General features: G+C 43.5%; 16 protein-coding genes. 10 read left to right on the forward strand and 6 right to left on the reverse strand.

Going from position 1 to position 18772, the window contains the following annotated elements:
• Window positions 1-314 precede the first annotated feature (314 nt).
• Window positions 315-932 carry a porin family protein gene (locus OH455_RS12820; RefSeq protein ID WP_269981672.1) on the forward strand — a complete coding sequence of 206 codons (618 nt, stop codon included), beginning with the start codon at window positions 315-317 and terminating at the stop codon, window positions 930-932.
• Between the two features lie 31 nt (window positions 933-963).
• On the opposite strand, the gene OH455_RS12825 is transcribed toward OH455_RS12820, so the two are convergent.
• Window positions 964-1518 carry a gamma-glutamylcyclotransferase family protein gene (locus OH455_RS12825; protein WP_269981673.1) on the reverse strand — a complete coding sequence of 185 codons (555 nt, stop codon included), beginning with the start codon at window positions 1516-1518 and terminating at the stop codon, window positions 964-966.
• A 121-nt stretch (window positions 1519-1639) separates the two neighbouring features.
• Complete coding sequence (locus tag OH455_RS12830) at window positions 1640-3535, reverse strand: fructose-specific PTS transporter subunit EIIC (RefSeq protein WP_269981674.1); 1896 nt, start codon at window positions 3533-3535, stop codon at window positions 1640-1642.
• Between the two features lie 341 nt (window positions 3536-3876).
• Here OH455_RS12830 and OH455_RS12835 point away from each other — a divergent pair, with 341 nt between their 5' ends.
• Window positions 3877-4719 carry a helix-turn-helix transcriptional regulator gene (locus tag OH455_RS12835; protein WP_269981675.1) on the forward strand — a complete coding sequence of 281 codons (843 nt, stop codon included), beginning with the start codon at window positions 3877-3879 and terminating at the stop codon, window positions 4717-4719.
• On the opposite strand, the gene OH455_RS12840 is transcribed toward OH455_RS12835, so the two are convergent.
• Together OH455_RS12840 and OH455_RS12845 are read right to left on the reverse strand one after the other, a co-directional pair.
• Entirely contained in the window at window positions 4716-5492 is a 777-nt protein-coding gene (locus tag OH455_RS12840) for a PTS sugar transporter subunit IIA (RefSeq protein WP_269981676.1), read from the reverse strand. The two genes, OH455_RS12835 and OH455_RS12840, sit on opposite strands and share 4 nt — an antisense overlap.
• Window positions 5489-5791: a PTS fructose transporter subunit IIB gene (locus OH455_RS12845; protein ID WP_269981677.1), complete on the reverse strand. Its 303-nt coding sequence runs from the start codon at window positions 5789-5791 to the stop codon at window positions 5489-5491. The genes OH455_RS12840 and OH455_RS12845 overlap by 4 nt, the downstream gene beginning before the upstream one ends.
• 226 nt (window positions 5792-6017) lie before the next feature.
• On the opposite strand from OH455_RS12845, the gene OH455_RS12850 reads away from it, so the two are divergent.
• Window positions 6018-7202 carry an NnrS family protein gene (locus tag OH455_RS12850; RefSeq protein ID WP_269981678.1) on the forward strand — a complete coding sequence of 395 codons (1185 nt, stop codon included), beginning with the start codon at window positions 6018-6020 and terminating at the stop codon, window positions 7200-7202.
• Window positions 7203-7302: 100 nt separating this feature from the next.
• On the opposite strand, the gene dapD is transcribed toward OH455_RS12850, so the two are convergent.
• Window positions 7303-8334, reverse strand: coding sequence for a 2,3,4,5-tetrahydropyridine-2,6-dicarboxylate N-succinyltransferase (gene dapD / locus OH455_RS12855; RefSeq protein WP_269981679.1), 1032 nt, complete (start codon window positions 8332-8334; stop codon window positions 7303-7305).
• A 343-nt stretch (window positions 8335-8677) separates the two neighbouring features.
• Window positions 8678-9286: a peroxiredoxin gene (locus OH455_RS12860; protein WP_019274128.1), complete on the reverse strand. Its 609-nt coding sequence runs from the start codon at window positions 9284-9286 to the stop codon at window positions 8678-8680.
• Window positions 9287-9485: 199 nt separating this feature from the next.
• Between OH455_RS12860 and OH455_RS12865 the strand changes: the two genes are divergently transcribed.
• From OH455_RS12865 to OH455_RS12895, 7 genes are all read left to right on the forward strand, one after another.
• Entirely contained in the window at window positions 9486-10391 is a 906-nt protein-coding gene (locus OH455_RS12865) for a hydrogen peroxide-inducible genes activator (protein WP_045976593.1), read from the forward strand.
• Between the two features lie 640 nt (window positions 10392-11031).
• Window positions 11032-12678: a malate synthase A gene (gene aceB / locus OH455_RS12870; protein WP_269981680.1), complete on the forward strand. Its 1647-nt coding sequence runs from the start codon at window positions 11032-11034 to the stop codon at window positions 12676-12678.
• 222 nt (window positions 12679-12900) lie between these two features.
• Window positions 12901-14214, forward strand: a complete 1314-nt coding sequence (aceA, locus tag OH455_RS12875) for an isocitrate lyase (RefSeq protein ID WP_269981681.1) — start codon at window positions 12901-12903, stop codon at window positions 14212-14214.
• A gap of 663 nt (window positions 14215-14877) precedes the next feature.
• Window positions 14878-15957 (forward strand): phosphoribosyltransferase domain-containing protein, encoded by a 1080-nt coding sequence (locus tag OH455_RS12880; protein ID WP_269981682.1) that lies wholly within the window; start codon window positions 14878-14880, stop codon window positions 15955-15957.
• The gene (locus OH455_RS12885) at window positions 15957-16706 is read left to right on the forward strand and encodes an HAD family hydrolase (RefSeq protein WP_269981683.1); all 750 of its coding nucleotides are present in this window, start codon (window positions 15957-15959) and stop codon (window positions 16704-16706) included. Before OH455_RS12880 ends, OH455_RS12885 begins: the two co-directional genes overlap by 1 nt.
• Before the next feature lie 5 nt (window positions 16707-16711).
• On the forward strand, window positions 16712-17812 hold the full coding sequence (locus OH455_RS12890) for a cysteine protease StiP family protein (protein WP_269981684.1): 1101 nt from the start codon (window positions 16712-16714) through the stop codon (window positions 17810-17812).
• Entirely contained in the window at window positions 17809-18693 is an 885-nt protein-coding gene (locus tag OH455_RS12895) for an HpcH/HpaI aldolase/citrate lyase family protein (protein ID WP_206370661.1), read from the forward strand. The genes OH455_RS12890 and OH455_RS12895 overlap by 4 nt, the downstream gene beginning before the upstream one ends.
• The last annotated feature ends 79 nt before the right edge of the window (window positions 18694-18772 follow it).

Raw genomic sequence — 18772 nt, forward strand, 5'->3', positions numbered from 1 at the left:
TTAAGCCGAAGACATAATTCCGCCAATCGAGAAGTGTGGAGGTTAGTGATGCTCTAAACGTCAACTGCTATGGCGTAACTAATCAACAAGTGTCTGCTGACCGGGTGTTACTTAGGTATATTGGCATTGTGGTCGTCATATTGTGTGCTCTTGCCCCTCCCTTTCTATTAAGGTTGTACGACAATTGTTCGTATTTGTTTTATTAATGAGATCTTGATCAATATATTGTTTGTTGATGGTTTTGTTTTTTATTGAGTTCCCTATAGTCGCGCGAGAAATTTTGTGAAGTATATTCAAAATATATAGGAATTATAATGAATAAAAAATTATTAGCGGCTCTAGTCGCGGCAGTTTCATTTCAAGCAGTGGGTGCGGAAAACGTAGATGTACAGCAGGCTGAACGCGGTTACCTTGAAAATGGCTGGTATCTAGGTGCAGATATCATTAGTACTGATCTAGACAGTGACTTCCGCGGTCAGTCTCTTCAAGAAGTATCGAGCACTAGCCTTGCTTTATCCGTTGGCTACAACTTTAAGCTAACCGAGGCGTTTGTCGTAGGATTAGAAGGTGAATATTCTAACTATGGTAAGTTTGATCTAGTGGACGTTCCTCTGCAAGCTGTAGCTGGCCTTACAGTTAGAAGTACTGATATTTCAGCATTTGCAATTAATCTGAAGCCAAAGTACTTTGTTTCAGGCTCTGATTTTTACCTAGGTGGTACACTAGGTTTTGGCACATACCATGCTGAAATTGAGACTGATCAGGTTAACGATTCAGCTTCTGATACTGGATTTACTTATGGTGTAGAAGCGGGTTATGCGTTAAATAACAACTGGCTTCTGAGTGCTGGATACCGCTCTTCTTCTGCCGATATCGATGGTTTCGATATTGAAATGAGCACGCTTTACGCTGGTATTGATTACAAGTTCTAACCGCTTGTATTACCGAATTGAAAAGGGAGCATTACGCTCCCTTTATTAGTTTATCAATCACCGGATAATGGTGTTCTTCTACACCGGCGAGGTTGCCATACTTTGGTGCATGTCGGTCATCTTCTCTTGGGAAGTGCCAGCCGATGGTGTGCTCTATAAATTGTTTGGCAAACTGTTCGGAAATTTCCAGACAGCCTGCTAGTACGGTATCGATATAGGTTTGCATGATAGGGCTCAGGTTACATGGTGGTTCTGGGTTGTCTTTGATATACATCCAAACCTGATCATTGGCATGAAAAGGGTTATCACACTCAAGCTGTGAATGGGGCACTTCCACTCGATGGTAGCCTCGCTCGCGAACATCAAATTCACTCAGCTCATCTTCGCTGATTTCGAGTAGTACCCCATTGACTAATCCTTCGCCTTTATTTACTACCAGTGGTGAAAGGATATAACTTTCATCCACTTTACCCCAGTAGCGTTTGAAGCCATGAACAATGGCGGGCAAAGCTTGCGCAGTTTTTCCTGTCAGTTGTCTCGATGCGGAGTTCATTAAACTGCCGTAACCAAAGATGTAAATTGCCATATATTTTCCCTCTGTGTTCAACAAACAACCTAAAGGTTTTTGCCACAAAAGAAAAGACCCCGTAAAAACGGGGTCTGAATAGCGCGCAAAATAGGGGATCGCGCTTAAAGTGCTTAAATGATTAAGCAGTTGCTAGCTGTGCTTTCGCTTTACGCATCTTCTTAAGTGAAATACAGGTAAGGGCGGTCACGACTGTACCCGCCGCCATGCAAAGCAGTGCCATCAGTGGTAGGTTCATTGCGCCAAGCAACGCGACAACCGGACCACCGTGCGCGACGCTGTTGGTGATACCAAATGAGAATGCCATTACGGCCGCTACCATAGAGCCAAGCACGTTAGCAGGTATCACAGACATTGGGTCTTGCGCGGCAAATGGAATCGCGCCCTCTGAGATACCGACCAAGCCCATGGCGCCAGCCGCTTTACCAGCTTCGATTTCTGATTCTTCAAATAGATTGAATTTGCGACCAAGGAGAGTGGCTAAACCCATACCAAGAGGTGCGACAGGAATCGCACACGCCATAGCGCCCATAAATTGCGTCTGACCACTGGCGATCATGCCGACAGAGAACAAGAATGCGACTTTGTTGAACGGCCCACCCATATCAAAACCAGCCATACCACCTAAGACAATACCCAACAGAATCACACTGCCAGTACTCATGCTGACTAACATCGCGTTCAGGCCATCCATCAAGCTTGCAATAGGTGCACCGATGACGAAGATAAACAGGCTGGAGATAAACAAAGAACCTATGATTGGTGCAATCATAATAGGTACTAATGGCTGAATAAATTTATGGTAGTTGATGCTCGTCAGCCATTTGACAAAATAGCCAACCAGCAAGCCTGCAACGATGGCGCCGATAAAACCTGTGCCAGCTTCCGCACCATAGAAAGAACCATTGTTCGCAATCCAACCACCAATTAATCCAGGTGCGAGACCTGGACGGTCGGCAATCGCATAGGCGATGTAGCCCGCCAAGATAGGGATCATTAAGGTAAACGACACCACACCAACATCGAGAACTTTTTGCCACATGCTGCCTTCAGGGATTGCCATACCCGCAGACGTTGGCTCGCCACCAATGGCCAGCGCGAGAGCGATCAGCAGGCCACCTGTGACCACAAATGGAATCATGTGTGAAACGCCGTTCATCAGGTAGCGGTATAAATCGCTACGGGCATTCGAAGAGGCTGTTTCAGTCGTTTGGCTTTCTTCACTCGCTGTATAGAGTGGTGCTTGTAGCGCTTTTTCTATTAAACCCTTAGCATCGCTGATAGGGGCTTTGACGCCTGTCGTGATGACCTTTTTTCCCGCGAAACGATTCATATCAACCTGTTTGTCACAGGCGACAATGATAGCGTCAGCTTTAGCTATCTCTTCTGAGCTCGGTGTGTTTTTGACCCCGATAGAACCATTGGTTTCGACCTTGATTTGATAGCCAAGTTCAGCGGCGCCTTTTTCTAAGGCTTCGGCAGCTAGGTATGTGTGCGCAACGCCTGCTGGGCAGCCGGTAACACCGATTAAAAAGCCTTGATCGGCTTCTGGGTTATCTTGCAGATCTTGTGGTTTGGCGAGCAGTAATTCTAACGCTTCTTCAGCAGAATTGGCCTGCATAAAACGTTCGATAAAACCTTCTTCGATCAGTTTTGAAGAGAGTTCAGCCAGCACCTCGATATGGTGGTCGGCACCTCCATCAGGAGAGGCAATCATAAAAAATAGTTTACTTGGCTGACCGTCTTCTGCGCCGTATTCTATCCCTTGGCGGCTAATACCAATCGCGACAGCAGGTTGGGAAACTGCAGCGCTTTTAGCATGAGGCAGTGCAACGCCATCTTCAAAGCCTGTGTTGCCAATCTCTTCTCGAGCCTGAATGTCGTTGAGGAATTGCGCTTTGTCACTGATGCGGTGGTTGTTGTTCAGCAGTTCGATCAGTTCTTCGAATACTTCTTGCTTGGTTGTTGCTTGGAGATCTAAGCAAATCAACTCTTGATTGATTAAGTCTGTGATCATCTCGTTTACCCCGATTGGTTCCGATCTGTGCGGAACTTGTTTTTTATCTGAGGATAATTGTGGGTTATTCAGTCAAGGATTTTTAGTGTACCAGAAATGCATTTACTGGATTATTGTAACTATAGATTTAGAGTGTGATCGAACTCAATTATTGATTTAAGTGTAATTAGTTTGTTTTGTTTTTAATTAATCATTAAATATCATGTATTTAATTGTTTTTATTGAGTGTTTATATCTTTGGAAGGAAAAATACAAATCGTAAAAACTAGAGTATAGTAACCTCAATTTTTACTGCTTTTTTGTTGATGGAAGTCACGAAAAGTGATTGTTTGAGAGGGACTATGAGCCATATATTCCATGATTTACTCGATAATGTTATTCATGAACGGGAGCATTTTAGTCGTATCTGGTTTGCTGCAGACAAACTCACACCCCCGGCTTTTAGTTATCAGGTGAACTTTCCACGGCTTGAGCTCGTTTTAAGTGGCGAGTACCTCAATCAACTTGAAGATCCTGAACAAGGGATTGCGGACATTAGCGTATTGAGTGGAGACGCACTCTATATTCCTCCTAACTGTTGGAATAAACCGAACTGGGAAAATGAATGCTCGGTACTGAGTTTGCTGTTTGGCCGTCGCCAGTTAGGTTTTAGCTTGGTGAGCAAACGTGCAGGGGAAAGCGGTTTCTATGACATCCAGAAATATTCTGTACCGACCCGAACTGGGCATGCTGTCGATCATATTTTGCAGGCATTGAACGCGTTAGCGCAGGAACCTCAAAAAGCTCCGATGGATGAACATTTGCTGGTGGCTCTGCTCAGCTACTGCCAATCAATGCTACAAAAGCCTGATGGCCGTTCGAAAAGCCACAGTGAAGATCTTTACCAAGGGATTTGTATTTATATTCAAGAGAATTTTCATCGGGCGATTACCCGTACATCGATCGCTTCGCGTTTTAACATTTCTCCCAATCACTTGTCGCGCTTGTTTCGCCAACAAGGGCATATGACACTGGCCGACTACATCACCTGGGTTCGAATTGACCGTGCTAAGTTTATGCTCAAGCGCTATGACTTCCGTCTACAGGAAGTGGCGAACCGTTGTGGTTACGCAGATGCCAACTATTTTTTTCGGGTGTTTAAGAACAAAGTCGGTATGACGCCGAGCGAGTATCGGGCGAGCTAGGCTTGTGCCAGCTTATGAGTAAGGAGTGCTTTTAACGCCTGTGGTTCGTGGCTGGTGCGCAGCAACTGACAATAGTCTGGATCCAGCAATGAGCGAGTCAGACGCGTAAAGGCTAGCAAGACATCACGTGAAGCGTTATGTGGTAAAGCGATAGCGATGATCATACTGACGCCACCCTGAACTGGAGAGTTCCAGTCTAATTCTTCTGTCAGCGATACAATGCTGATACTTGGGATATCAATCGCTTCACTCATGATGTGAGGAAGGGCGATACCATGCCCGATAGCGGTTGAAGAGGTTTGCTCTCGCTGAGCAAACTGTTCGCATATCAAAGCAGGGTTTGAGCTGGTAATGCATTTTGTCGCGAGTCTGAATGCCGCTGACTTAGTGTCAATCTCACTGTGATGGTGTAAGTAGCTAAGTGGAAAATCGAGATGAAAAGTAGGTAGATTGCTGAGCAGCGCAATATTGGTTAATTGGTTACTCTTGTGCGCAGTATTGACCAAGGTGAACTGATCGCTGATGAAATTAGTAAACACCATGCAGGCCAATTCTGCATCGGAGCCTTCAATGTGTATCTGACATAAATCGAACTCCTGACTGCCCAACGACATGATTTGCAAAGGGTGCTCGATATTTGCTCTTTCCCACTTGGTGACATTAAGTAACACGACCACCGAGCGAAACATCCCGCTCAAGGCCTTGAGTCGATTGATTTTCCAACTGGCAAATCCATCCTCGGGGAGAACGAACGTAATTCGACGCTCAATCACAGTGATTTGCACCTGTCGAGAACGGCATCAACATTGGTCAGAACTTCTTCAATGGTAACAACATGGATTTTACAACCAGTGAAGCGCGCACGCTGTTCTATCTCTATATCTGAAGCAATCAGAACCAAATCTGCGCGCATGATATCTTGAGCGGAGAGAGGGTTTTCAATCCCCATTGCCCCTTGAGTTTCGACCTTGATCTGCAAGCCTTTTTTAGGTGCAGCTTTACTCAATGCATCGGCAGCCATGTAAGTATGAGCAATACCGGTAGGGCAGGCGGTTATAGCAACAATTTTCATATAAAACCTCACAATTTCCAGGTGGGTTATTGTCAACTTCTGACGACTTAGGTCAATGATCCAGATCTTCAAAATTTGTATTCTTATTACTCTTATGTGTCTTTATGACCTTATTTTGTGGAGTCATAAAGACATGATTTTCTTTAAAGTATTGAATTTCAATTGATTTAACACTGGAATAAATATTGCTCTTAGATAGTTAGATTCAATATTTGGAGTGACCATAGTGCTCAATATTACTGACAAAAAAGTCGAAGAAGCCATTCCGCCGATTTTACGTTTGGGATTCCGGCCCTTCTTTTTGCTTGGGGCCGTTTATGCTGTTATTGCTGTCGCCTTGTGGGTATGGATGTTTCAAAACGGCCAGCCTGCGGCGTTAAGAGTACCAGCTTTGTGGTGGCATGTGCATGAGATGTTGTTTGGTTTCTCGATGGCTATTGTGGTGGGGTTTGTCTTGACCGCAGTCCAAAACTGGACTGGAATCAATGGCACCAAGCATCATAGATTGGCGGTACTGGTTGGTTTGTGGTTGCTTCCGCGCGTGCTGTTCTGGACACCTGCACCGTTGTGGTTGATTTCAACTATTGAGGCTCTGTTTATTGCTTTTGCAGCGTATGAAGTTGGCACTCGAGTGATCAAAGCCAAAGGGTGGAAAAATCTATTCTTTGTGCCCTTGTTTGTTCTCGCTATTGTAGCGAACTTCGCCAGCTACGCGACCATTAAGGGGATGCCGCCGTTTCCTTCTTCAGCGGTCTGGCAGGCAATGTTGTGGTGGTTTACGATTTTACTGTCGGTGATGGGCGGGCGAGTGATTCCATTCTTCACAGCACGGCGATTTAACTTTGATAAACCACAGCCGATGACTTGGCTTGAATGGACGGCAAACCTACCGCTGGTCAGTTTATTTATTGTGAGCTTTTTCCCTGTCACTTTTGCTCAGCTCGGGCCTTCTCTGATGGTTATTTCCGGTTTAGCACATTTAGTACGTGTGATGAGATGGCGGCCGTGGCGCACCGTTAAAGAGCCGTTAGTGTGGGCACTGCACTTAGCTTACTTGTGTATTCCGGTCAGCCTATTATCAAGAGGGTTACTCGATAACCCATTTGCGGGCCACAATATGTTGCATCTGTTTGCGATTGGAGCGCTCGGTGGTTTGATACTGGCGATGATAGCCCGTGTAACCATGGGGCATACTGGGCGAGCCATTTATCAGGGTCCAAATATGGCGTTAGCGTTCGCCATGCTGACAGTCGCTGCGGTAGTTCGTAGCCTTGGTGTGGTTCTTTGGCCAGCTCAAATGATGTTGATGATCGATATCAGCGGGTTGTTGTGGGTGCTGGCGTTTACTCTGTATGTGATTAAGTTTGGCCCTATGTTGCTAAAAGCGAGAGTTGACGGTCATCCAGGTTAAGTAGGTGACGGCTGTATTCGCGTGCAGATCTATCCACTTAGCAGAAAAATAAAAAGGGTTGATGCTTACACATCAACCCTTTTTCTGTTCGGCTTCCAGCTTAGTTATTGCTGTGTAGCTCAGAGTTCAGCTCTACTGCAGTTTTGTTCGCCAGACATTCAATCTGACCAGTCACTGAGTTGCGACGGAACAGTAAATCAGACACGCCAGCTAGGTCGCGTGCTTTCACAACTTCTACTTCATTGCCTTCTGAATCCAGCATGCGAACTTTAGCACCCGCAGTGACATACAGACCTGACTCAACAGTACAACGGTCGCCCAGTGGGAAACCAAGGCCTGCGTTTGCGCCTAGCAGTGAACTTTCACCGATAGAAACGACAACTGAACCACCACCAGACAGTGTACCCATGATTGAAGCACCGCCACCAATATCAGAGCCGTTACCAACCACAACACCAGCAGAGATACGGCCTTCAACCATGCTCACACCCGTTGTACCTGCATTGAAGTTGATGAAACCTTCATGCATAACGGTTGTGCCTTCACCAACGTGAGCTCCAAGGCGAACGCGTGAAGTATCAGCGATACGCACACCAGCAGGTACCACGTAATCAACCATTTTAGGGAATTTGTCGACACAATCGACAGATAGGTTGCGGCCTGCTAGGCGTGCTTCAATTTGGCGATCAGCCAGTTCTGGCAGATCGATAGGGCCTTCGTTGGTCCACGCAATGTTGTGCAGTAGGCCAAAGATACCGTCAAGTACAGTACCGTGAGGTTGAACTAGACGGTTAGAGATCAGTTGAAGCTTCAGGAAACCTTCAGCAACAGAAGCTGGCTTCTCATCTGCTGCAAGAACAACAAGTACTAGCGGTTGTGAAGACTCCGCTGCTTTAGCTGCGAATGAGGCGTTTGCAGCATCACCGTTTGCTTCGAATGCACCAGCAAGTTCTGCACTTTGTGCCGCAGAGATTTCGATCGCTTGGTTGCCTTGCTCGTAACCTGCTACTTTTGCGACTGCGCCTACCAGTGCGTCAGATGGGCTAAGAACTGGGTTCGGGAAAAATGCTTCAATGATTTTTCCATCGCGGTTTTTGGTTGCGGTACCAAAGGCTAGAGAAAAGTAAGCCATGTTGAATCTCCGTGTAGTAATCGTCAGTCTGGAAGAGTGATCTCTTCCTCCAAATCAGTTGAGTTCATCATAAAGAGAGCTTTTTCGACTTTAAAGAGCAGAAACAGATAAAGTCTTTAGGTCGATACGTTTTGTCTCTTTAGCGATATCTTGTCTTTTTATCTATATAGGGAAGTTGAGAGGGCAATAACAGTCATTGAGTGTGAAAGCAAAATAAAAAGAGCCCGAAACTGAGTTTCGGGCTCTTTAAATAAAGACTTTACTTTAAACTGATTGGCGTTTTGCTTTGTAGCTTTATATTGTCCAACCAAGACACCCGTTGAGCTTGGGTGCGAAAGCAAAATTACTTGCTTAGGTCTTCTGCGTGCTCAGATAGGAACGCTGCAACACCCTTTGGAGATGCGTCCATACCTGCTTTACCTTCTTCCCACTGTGCAGGACATACTTCACCGTTCTTCTGGTGGAAGTTTAGAGCGTCAACCATGCGTAGCATTTCGTCGATGTTACGGCCTAGTGGTAGGTCGTTAACAACTTGGTGACGTACAACGCCTTCTTCGTCGATTAGGAAAGAACCACGGAAAGCAACGCCCGCTTCTGGGTGTTCAACGTCGTATGCTTTACAGATTTCGTGCTTAACGTCAGCAACTAGTGGGTACTTAACTTGACCGATACCGCCATCTTCGATAGCAGTGTTACGCCATGCGTTGTGAGAGAACTGAGAATCGATAGAAACACCGATTACTTCAACACCTTTAGCTTGGAAATCAGCTAGACGGTTATCGAAAGCGATTAGCTCAGATGGGCAAACGAAAGTGAAATCTAGTGGGTAGAAGAAAACAACCGCTTTCTTACCTTTAGTGAACTCTGCAAAGTTGAAGTTATCAACGATCTCACCGTTACCTAGAACAGCTGCAGCAGTAAAATCTGGGGCTTGACGACCGACTAGTACCATTTTTTTGCTCCTAAAATATATGGTTAGTTCCAAACCAAGCGTTGAGTTTCTGGTTTGGTCCGTGTTTGTGCGCGACAAACTATAGTACAGATTGTAGTATTGAAAAAAGCGAAATAAATAGATTGAGTTAATCGAAAAAAGCGATAATAGCTAAACTATTACCCCGATCACTGGATGAGTCAGAGTTACATACAGAATTATGAATAAGTGGCCTAGCCTCAAGCAATTACATTACTTCATCACCTTACACGAAACACGTCACTTTAGTGAGGCAGCTGAAAGGTGTTTTGTTAGCCAGTCAACGCTCAGTAAGGGCATTCAAAACCTTGAAGAGTTGATTGGCTGTCCTCTTTATGAAAAAAAAGATAAGAAAAGCCCATTAGTGTTTACACTGGCGGGAGAGCAGGTAGTACAGCAAGGGCGTGAACTTCTGGCAAAAGGGCAAGATCTGGTTGAACTTGGTCGTCTTTGTCAGGGAGATGAAATGGAAGGGCAATTGCGTGTTGGCTGTATTCCAACCATTGCGCCTTTTTTACTCTGTGATTTGGTGCAGGAAGTGAACCAGCGCTTCCCTTTACTGAATTTATTGCTAAGAGAAGACACCACAACCAATTTACTAGCGGCGCTGCGCCACGGTGAATTAGATGTACTTATCTTAGCTTTGCCAGTTGATATAGATGGCATGGAAAGCAAAATCGTCGGTAATGATCCATTTCGGATGATCATCAGCCGTAATCAGGCCGACGCGATTCAGACCCCGATTAAGTACGATGATTTACCTGATGAGTTTGTGTTCTTACTAGAAAAAGAACACTGCCTAACAGAACATGCCGTTTCTGCCTGCCAGCTGACTAAGAAAGAGAAGATTAACCCATTCTCTGCAACCAGTTTACATACCTTAGTTCAGATGGTTGCCAATGGCTTAGGAACCACTTTTATCCCCCAGATGGCCATCGAACACGGGTTGATTGATAATCAGAACTTAGTGGTTGTTGATGCCCCTGGGCAGCAAGCACACCGCCATATTGGGCTAGTCTGGCGTCCTAGCTCTTCAAGAGTGAATACTTTTAATCAACTGGCACAAGTCGTGTCAGAGCTGCTTTAGCGATAAGTATTAGACCAAATCTCGCTGATACCTTCCAAAAGCACACTGGTTTTAGTGTGCTTTTTAGTATTTTATTCTGTTGGTGAACTTTGACTTGTAAAATTTTACAAAGAAATCTTGATGAAGCTTTCATTAAATTGTGAAATTTCACAGTGTCAATTTTACAGCTCACTAAAAACATTCTGTTTGACCCGCCTCCGTAATAGTGACGAAATACCCTGTCTGATAAAGCGATGCCTAATTCACTCGTAAGTTAAACGCGTGTTTGAAACGGTTTTACAGCTCTAATTTCACTGTAATTAAATTACGTAACTAGTTACATTTCGGTGATCAAAATCAACAACTTATAGGCAGCGGAATAAAACTTTGAATTTAGTCGATAGGCTACTTTAGGACTTTTGCTCTATCGCATGTTGGTGTAGTTTAAATAAAGGTTCTGTGAGGCTTGTGTCTAGATTGAAAAGGCAAACTAAGTTAGCCAAGGTAGAGCTCACAAGACAAAACAAACGAAGAAGACAGTGATCAATTAGGATGTTTGATTGTTGTTTTATAGTTACAAATGTAACTCTTCAGAAGTTAGAGCAACCACTGATACAACCCATAACAGCATCGTTGTATCGGAGCGTTAAAGGAAGAGAATATGCTTGCCAACACACCAGATAGAGAAAAAACAACAGCCGAAGCCCAAGAAACCTTACACCAAGAAGGCATGCTTGAAGTGACTGGTACCCTTTCACCAGAACATCAGGCTATTTTCCCTGTTGAAGCCCAAACCTTTTTATCTCTTCTGTGTGCTCAGTTTGCCAGCGAGACCGATACACTGCTTGCTCAACGTGAAGAAAAGCAAGCACGTATCGATGCTGGGGAACTGCCAGACTTTCTAGAAGATACACAAGATATTAGAGAAGGTAGCTGGAAAATTCTCGGGATTCCTCAAGATCTGCAAGACCGCCGCGTAGAAATCACCGGTCCTACTGACCGTAAAATGGTGATTAATGCACTGAATGCGAACGTGAAAGTGTTCATGGCGGATTTTGAAGACTCGATGTCCCCAGCATGGGATAAGGTGTTAGATGGTCAAATCAACCTGCGTGACGCAGTAGATGGAGACATCAGTTACACCAACCCCGTTAATGGTAAGCAATATGAGTTGAAGGATGATCCTGCGGTTTTGATCTGCCGAGTGCGTGGTTTACACCTAAAAGAAAAACACGTGACCTTTAATGGTGAGATCATTCCGGGAGCTTTATTCGACTTTGCGCTTTATTTTTACAATAACTACAGCGCGTTAATGAAAAAGGGCAGCGGCCCATACTTCTACCTACCAAAACTGCAATCGCATAAAGAAGCGCAGTGGTGGAGCAAAGTGTTTCATTTTACTGAGGATTACTTTGGCCTAGATACAGGCACTATCAAAGCCACTGTGCTGATTGAAACACTGCCAGCCGTGTTTGAAATGGATGAGATCCTATTTTCGCTTAAAGAGCACATTGTGGGTCTTAACTGTGGACGCTGGGACTACATCTTTAGCTACATCAAAACACTGAAAAAGCACCCAGATCGTGTCCTTCCAGATCGTCAGGTTGTGACCATGGATAAGCCGTTCCTAAATGCTTATTCGCGTTTACTTATCCGTACCTGTCATCGTCGTGGCGCTTTTGCAATGGGGGGAATGGCAGCATTCATTCCAGCAAAAGATCCACAGGAGAATCAGAAGGTTCTCGACAAAATTCAAAACGATAAATCATTGGAAGCAAATAACGGCCATGACGGTACTTGGGTGGCTCACCCTGGTTTAGCCAACACGGCAATGGAAGTGTTTGGCAGTGTGCTGGGCGAGAGAACTAATCAACTTGATGTTTCTCGTTCGGATGACGCGCCGATTACTGCCAATGATCTGCTCGCGCCTTGCCAAGGAGAACGAACAGAGCAGGGCATGCGCCACAACATTCGAGTGGCACTCCAATACATTGAAGCTTGGATCTCTGGTAATGGCTGTGTCCCTATCTACGGTTTGATGGAAGACGCCGCAACGGCAGAGATCTCCCGAGCATCGATCTGGCAATGGATTCAGCATGGAAAATCACTCGATAACGGACAAACGGTGACCAAACCGCTATTCGAGCAGTACCTAACAGAAGAGATCGAAGTGGTGAAAAGTGAGATTGGCCAAGAGCGTTATGACTCGGGTCGATTTGAACAAGCCGCCAAGCTAATGGCTAAGCTCACCACCAGTGATGAACTGACCAATTTCTTAACCGTCCCAGGATATGACTTCTTGGACTAACGACTCTGTCATCCTCAAGAGGGAGGTACGACCGAGCTGGGGATCTCAAACAGCGTATATAGATTCCTTACTACGTTCGTTCCTCACTATAAGGTATGACGAAATATTCAAACAATAACGTGAATGTTCTAAGGCGGAGATGGATGTACCGCCAGAGAAAAAATAAAAACCGCGCCCGTATTGTCAATAAATAGTAGCGCACATCAATAGAGGGATAGACCGATGACGAATTTAACTCGCCGCCAACAAATCGAAGCTCTTGAAAAAGACTGGGCAACTAACCCACGCTGGAAAAATGTAAAGCGTCCATATACAGCAGAAGAAGTCGTAGAACTGCGCGGTTCGATGGTGCCAGCCAATACAATTGCGCAGCGCGGTGCAGACAAACTGTGGTCTTTGGTCAACGGTGATGCTAAGAAAGGCTACGTAAACTGTTTGGGTGCACTGACAGGTGGTCAAGCGGTGCAGCAAGCGAAAGCGGGTATTGAAGCGATTTACTTATCAGGTTGGCAAGTAGCGGCAGATAACAATACTGCATCGACTATGTACCCTGACCAATCACTTTACCCGGTTGACTCAGTGCCTTCAGTCGTTAAGCGCATTAACAACTCATTCCGTCGTGCGGACCAAATCCAATGGTCTAGCGGTAAATCACCGGCAGATGAAGGCGGTATCGATTACTTTCTGCCAATCGTTGCAGACGCAGAAGCCGGTTTTGGTGGCGTACTCAATGCTTATGAGCTAATGAAGTCGATGATTGACGCTGGCGCGGCAGGTGTTCACTTTGAAGATCAGCTTGCATCAGTGAAAAAGTGTGGTCACATGGGTGGGAAAGTTCTCGTACCTACCCAAGAAGCGGTTCAGAAGTTGGTAGCAGCTCGTCTCGCTGCTGACGTAGCAGGCACCACGACGCTGGTAATCGCTCGTACGGATGCAAACGCGGCAGACCTACTAACGTCGGATTGTGACCCATACGATAAAGACTTCATTCAAGGTGAGCGTACTCAAGAGGGTTTTTACCGTGTACGTGCTGGCATTGATCAAGCGATTTCCCGCGGTCTAGCTTACGCACCATACGCTGACCTGATCTGGTGTGAAACGGCAACACCGTGTTTAGAAGAAGCGCGTAAGTTCGCAGAAGCGATTCACGCTGAATACCCAGACCAACTGCTTGCATATAACTGTTCTCCTTCGTTCAACTGGGAGAAGAACTTGGATGCAGAAACTATTGCTAAGTTCCAGCAAGCACTATCTGACATGGGCTACAAGTATCAGTTCATCACATTAGCGGGCATTCACAATATGTGGTTCAACATGTTCGAACTTGCGCATGACTACGCACAAGGTGAGGGTATGCGCCACTACGTTGAAAAAGTACAGCGCCCTGAATTCCAGGCTGCAGAGAAAGGCTACACCTTCGTTGCACATCAGCAAGAAGTGGGTACAGGTTACTTTGATAAGATGACCAACACTATCCAAGGTGGTAATTCATCGGTTACGGCTCTGACGGGGTCAACGGAAGAGGATCAGTTCTAGTATCATTAGTACGTGAATAGGTACATTAGGGACAAACCACACGGAAAACCATAGACTTGTCGTAGAGTGGCTGATGAACATCAGCCACTCTTTTATTTCTTACCGCCATTGCCTAAGAACACGCCAGTCGCTTTTTTGCGATGGATAGATGTTTTTATGGCGTTCCTCCTCTGTAAACAAAAAATGTTATAAGCCTTCCAATATTGAGTTGAAGTTTTATTTCTTGTTTTCATCAGTTTGACTTTTAATATCAATTTTATAGGTAAAGAGTAAGTGTATTTACTATGTTATTTAGTCATTTTGACTAAATTGATAGTTAAAATAACTATATTGCATTACTCGAATACCGTTCAGCTATTGACATCGCTAAAATTGCCCAGCAGGGTCAAAAACTATCACTTCTTATAAGTTTGAGACTTTTAAATATAAATCTATTAATAGTGTTTGGGTGGCAAGTAACCTAGACGTTGGATAGGGCTTCTTAGCGTCAGTGAGTCGAGAGCATGCTGACGTAAAAGTTTAGTGTGAAAAGTGCGCTGACTCTGCATTTCATAGAATGACCATTATCAGAAACTGAATGTCTTTAACAATGGAAATTCGACGGTAATGACTTTTACCTTGCATCATCATAAACCTGTCAGAATTGAAATGTAGTGAATCGCGATGAAATTTAAAATAAGAAATGGGACGTTAAATGTATCAGTGAAACAGCAAACGGTTCCACTCGATGAACTTTTATCTTTTGCATCTAGAGAAAATCCTAAAAGAGGCTTCTTGTTTGTTTCCAAAGTTCTAGGTAAGCACTTACCCGTTAAACCGAAAGAAATGAGAGCCAGCTACGATATGCTGATTGAACCTCTTGATGAAGATTGCCCAACATTTGTTGTTGGTATGGCTGAAACGGCGACTGGATTAGGAGCAGGAGTTGCTGATAGTTTAGCGAAAAAACAGTCAGCTTCTGTGTATTACCAACACACTACAAGAACGGATGCCCCTGAACCGATATGGTTTACGTTAGATGAAGCACATAGTCACGCAGTCGATCATATCTTCTATCAGCCGAAGTCTGAATTACTTCCTCAAATTACATCTTGTCAAAGGTTGGTACTTGTTGACGATGAAATTTCTACAGGTCGAACTCTCAAACTTTTGGGAGACAAATTACTTGATAAGCTTCCCAACCTTAAACAAATCGTGATTGTCTCACTCGTTAATTGGCTTGATGAAACGAGTAAACAGCAATTCGAGGATTGGTTTACCTCTGTAAAATTCACATCACTTTTGGAGGGGAGTTTTGAATTCGATGCTGACTCAAACCTTGCACTTAAATTACCAGACAACGTCGATAAGGCGCTCTCGAAAGCCAATTCTAGAAAGGACTTAGGCCGCTTTGCAATTGAAATGCCTTTTCAAGGTGACATACCTAGGGTTGATATTTCTAAACCTATTACAGTGGTTGGTGATGGAGAACATTTGTATCTGCCATTTCTCATTGCAGAGCAGGCAGAACAACAAGGTGGAGATGTTGTGTTTCAGTCGACATCCCGTTCTCCAATAATGCTAGGGGATGCGATTGAAACTAAGCGCGCTTTTCGGATAGATGAACGTAGTGTTGAACATTACATTTACAATTTTGATGATCAAGAGCGAGCTGCTGTGCATTTAATAGAAGATGAATCGCAGAGAGAAACCCATCAGTTTGCCAAGTTATATCCACTGAAAAATTTACTGGTTACACATTGATGAAAACGATACTGTTTACAGATATTGATGACTGTTTGATTGCAACGGAAAAAAAACATCCTCCGGGGACCACACTTGCTGTTGCCGCATTGGATATTGATGGAAATCCGCGTTCATTTATATCGCCAAAGCAGAAGGCGCTACTAGATATCTTTTCCCATTCAAACAGCAATATTATTCCTGTTACAGGGCGAAGTCTCGAAACTTTAAATAGAGTAAATCTAACAGAGTTATTCAACTCTTGGAAAATTGTATCTCATGGTGCACTGATCGTTGATGCCGACGGAAATATTGATAAAGAATGGATGAAGTATCAGTGTGATGAATTTTCTCTATCTTGTTGGTCAACATCATTACATGATTTGAGTAGATGCATTAATGAATTGATCGAAAGCGCTGAATTTTCAGCGGCTAGTTATGTAGTATCTGAAGGTGAATTAGATTGTTATATCTGTATCAAATGTCAGGAAGGTACGGATTATGATTTAGTATTTGACCAAGTTTCCAACCTATTAGAGAGCATTGAACTACAACTTAAAATCCATATTAATGGTCGCAATATGGCATTACTACCACCATATACGAGAAAGACTCGCGCTGTTGAGTATTTAATTAAATCACATTCCCTAGATAATAATACTCTTTTGGTCAGTTTAGGAGATAGCTTGTCAGATTTGCCGTTTATGAAAAAAGCGGACTTCGCATTGATGCCGACCAATAGTCAGATCTCTAACAGTGTATCATGGTAATGAAAATGCATAACTTAAATGAACCCATTACCGGGAGTTATACCAGAGAAGATTGTGAATTTTTGCTGGATATCATCGATCCCGTTTACTGTGACATAGAAGATAAAGAAACGCTAATTCAATCAGGAAAGCGACATTACTCTGAAATGCTCAGTAAAGAAGTAAAGCCAACAGATAAATACAATGAACTTTTCTTTACTTTTACGAAAAAGTACAAGAGAAAGCTAGCCCAACATATCTTAGCGCTGGCTAAAATTATTGATAGAAATAGGCCAGGAGAGATAGTTCTTGTATCTTTGGCTAGAGCTGGTACGCCAATTGGAGTATTGCTTAAAAAGGCATTGGAATTGCACTATAACCGTGATGTTCGTCATTACAGTATCAGTATTATTCGAGATCGAGGTATTGATACCAACGCCTTAGATTACTTGATTAAAGATAAAAATATAGCATCACATTCGCTCACCTTTATTGACGGTTGGACGGCGAAAGGGGTGATAACTCGAGAGCTAAAGTTATCCATTGAGCGATATAATTTAGACAACAATACCCTGATTCCAGACGATTTGTATGTTATTTCAGACAGTGGTGGTTGTGCTGACTTTTGTGCTACTGATGAAGATTACCCCATTCCTTCATCTATGCTCAATTCCACCGTCTCAGGGTTGATATCGCGAAGCGTTTGGCAATCTAAAAGCACTGGTAGATTTCATGGCTGTGTAGTTAATCATCATCTAGCTGATGATGATCACTCTCAATGGTTTATTGACCAGATTGTCTTTGAGTTTAATAAAGAATCAGAGCATAGCGCTGATGTATTAGAAAACAATACTGTGCGTCAAGAGAAAATGAAGGCCTTTATAGACAATATGAAGCGAATTCATGCTATATCAGATATTAACTATATGAAACCAGGGATTGCGGAGTCAACTCGAGTAATGCTCAGACGAGTCCCTTCACTATTAATATTACGCTCTCTAGATAGCCCTAAGGTACAACACTTGATTCTATTAGCCAAAGAAAAAAATGTTACAGTTGTTGAACAGAAAAAACTTTTATTTGAAGCCTGCGCAATCATTAAAACCATGAATAAAGGTACTGAATGATGCAAGAAAATATGTACTTTTCACTTGGAGCTACTTTATATACACCTTGTACTCATGACAAGTTAAGTCAGATAATGTCAAACGGTTTAGGCTCTAAGAGTATGGTGTTTTGTACTGAAGATGCAGTATCGGACGATCAACTAAAACTGAGCTTAGATAACCTAAGAAATGCATTGTTAGTGTTGGAAGATAACTCTAAATTTAAGCGTTTTATTCGGCCAAGAAATGCTGTGGTACTAAAAGAAATATTGGGTTTCGATGGAATTGAAAAGATTGATGGCTTTGTATTGCCCAAGTATGATCTAACAACCTTAAATGAATATCATGATGTCTTAATCTCCTCTTCTCATCCATTTAAAGTCATGCCGACACTTGAATCTTCAGAAGTGATGTGTCCGAAAAATTTGGTACTAATTCGAGAGCAACTCAACTCAATCAAAGACCGTATTATATGCCTAAGAATAGGTGGGAACGACTTATTCAATATTCTTGGGATTAAACGAATGCCTGGACAGACTATCTATGACACGCCTTTGCGAATCATCATAGAGCAATTGATTATTACGTTTAGACCTCATGGATATGAACTTTCTGCACCTGTCTTTGATTTTTTGGAAGATAGAGTGACTCTTGAAAAGGAGCTTCGCATGGATCTGAATTTTGGTTTTTTTGGTAAGACGGCAATACATCCAGAACAAGTCACTGTGATTGAGAATTTTTTTCATGACTACTCGAGTGGTTACATAAAACAAGCTGAGTCAATCTTAGATCAAAGCTCTCCAGCAATTTATCAAATGAGTGGACAGATGATGGAAACGGCGTGCCACCGAAACTGGGCCCAAAGAACGAAACATTTAGCGAATTCTTTTAATTATTACTGAAGTAGCTTTTAGGAGCCAATGATTAAATTAAGTTACAATCAAAAATTTAATCATTATTTATAAATAATAAACAATCAAG

The sequence above is a fragment of the Vibrio sp. T11.5 genome (assembly GCF_027587155.1).
Lineage (GTDB): Bacteria > Pseudomonadota > Gammaproteobacteria > Enterobacterales > Vibrionaceae > Vibrio > Vibrio neptunius.